Source organism: Caldivirga sp. MU80, assembly GCF_001663375.1.
In the GTDB taxonomy this organism is placed as follows: domain Archaea; phylum Thermoproteota; class Thermoprotei; order Thermoproteales; family Thermocladiaceae; genus Caldivirga.
In genome coordinates this window covers 1-979 of sequence record NZ_LCTF01000074.1, presented here as the reverse complement: position 1 = coordinate 979, position 979 = coordinate 1, and the positions used below count along the sequence as shown (strand labels likewise).

Below are 979 nucleotides of genomic sequence, written 5' to 3'. Positions count from 1 at the left end.
CTCAGCCTGGATTAGAGCGGCGGCCTCCTAAGCCGTAGGTCGTGGGTTCAAATCCCACCGGGCCCGCCACAGAATGAGCCCCAGAACCATCCACACCATTCAATTCTAAAACACCATTCATACTCACATGTGCAATCATGCATACCACCCATGCTAAGCAGGCTAGTCAAGCAGGGGGTATGGGAGCCTCCTAATTATCCCCAGTCCAGTGAACACAGTATGGCAGGCAATCTAATAAGCCAAGTCAAAACAATGCTGGTGGCTAGGAGGAGGTTAACCAAGGCTGGCGGTAGGTACTTCATATATCTCCCTGTGGAGTATAATGAGGTTTGGGAGCATTGGTATGAGAATGGGGCAGTGTTACGCATGGTGATTGAGGTTGTCGAGTTCAAGAAGGCTAACGATAATAACACTGAGGCAGAATCGTAACCAGGGCTGGTTCAATTCCAGAGTAAGCCTTATTAGGGGGATGAGCCTCAATATAATCATGAATGGTGGTACTACCTCATCCCCAATCCCGAGGAGACTGGGCATGAGGATGATTGGCCCATACCACGTGGCAGGGCTTGGCAACGGCACCTTCATAGTGTGCGATGAGTCCATTGAATGCTTCATTATTGAGGCAGATAACCCAGAGAATGCGGTTAAGACTGTTGGGGATTACTTGAAGAGTGTTTTTGGGGAGGAATAGTTTTAGGGTATTATCTAACCAAGCCCTTATTAACCCTCAACCCACCTACCCCAAGCATGCCCACGCCTGAGGCCATCCCAAAGCCCAAACTCCTAAACCTAAGGAGGATTGGAGCATACTACGTGGCGGAGGTTGAGGGCAAGTACATTGTCTGTGACGAGTCAATGACGTGTCTCCTAGTTGAGGCAGGTAGCCCAGAGGATGCGGTGAAGGCAACTGAGGATTATTTGAGGGGGGTTTTGGGGGAGGAGTAGCCTACTCCTCCCCACCCTCAGTCTCCTCAGCCAC

General features: G+C 50.6%; 3 protein-coding genes. All 3 read left to right on the top strand.

Going from position 1 to position 979, the window contains the following annotated elements; genetic code table 11:
• Nucleotides 1–219: 219 nt before the first annotated feature.
• The 3 genes from AAX04_RS11500 to AAX04_RS11490 are packed head-to-tail and all read left to right on the top strand — an operon-like array spanning nucleotide 220 to nucleotide 945.
• The gene (locus AAX04_RS11500) at nucleotides 220–429 is read left to right on the top strand and encodes a hypothetical protein (protein WP_066798399.1); all 210 of its coding nucleotides are present in this window, start codon (nucleotides 220–222) and stop codon (nucleotides 427–429) included.
• Between the two features lie 58 nt (nucleotides 430–487).
• Nucleotides 488–691: a hypothetical protein gene (locus tag AAX04_RS11495; RefSeq protein ID WP_066798396.1), complete on the top strand. Its 204-nt coding sequence runs from the start codon at nucleotides 488–490 to the stop codon at nucleotides 689–691.
• A gap of 56 nt (nucleotides 692–747) precedes the next feature.
• Nucleotides 748–945: a hypothetical protein gene (locus AAX04_RS11490; RefSeq protein WP_066798394.1), complete on the top strand. Its 198-nt coding sequence runs from the start codon at nucleotides 748–750 to the stop codon at nucleotides 943–945.
• Nucleotides 946–979: the final 34 nt, after the last annotated feature.